A 356-nucleotide genomic window follows, 5' to 3' on the forward strand; every position below is an offset into this window, starting at 1 on the left:
TCGGACAGCACCCTGTGGCGCACGCTGGAAGCCATCGACGGCCCGGTCGTAGCCCGGGTGGAGCGCGTCCGTGCCGTGATACGGCGTGGAGTGTGGACCATGCTCGCCCTGCGCCCCGGCGGGTTCCCCTGGATCTCGGTATGCGGGCGCAAGCTCACCAACTGGTACGTCCTCGATCTCGACGCCACCCTCGTGACCTGCACCAGCAAGAAGGACGGCGCGGCCGGCACGTTCAAGGGCAGCTACGGGCATCACCCGCTGGGAGCCTGGCTGGCCAACACCCGCGAATGCGTGACGATGCTGCTGCAGCCGGGAAACGCCGCCGCCAACGACATCGCCGACCACAAGAGCGTCCT

Annotated in this window: 1 pseudogene; it reads left to right on the plus strand. The window is 68.5% G+C overall.

What is annotated here, in order from left to right:
• Window positions 1-99: 99 nt before the first annotated feature.
• Window positions 100-356: pseudogene (locus E7Z54_RS23790) on the plus strand (IS1380 family transposase); the annotation flags it as partial.

The organism is Nocardioides sp., from assembly GCF_004803405.1.
GTDB classification, from domain to species: Bacteria; Actinomycetota; Actinomycetes; order Propionibacteriales; family Nocardioidaceae; genus Nocardioides; species Nocardioides vastitatis.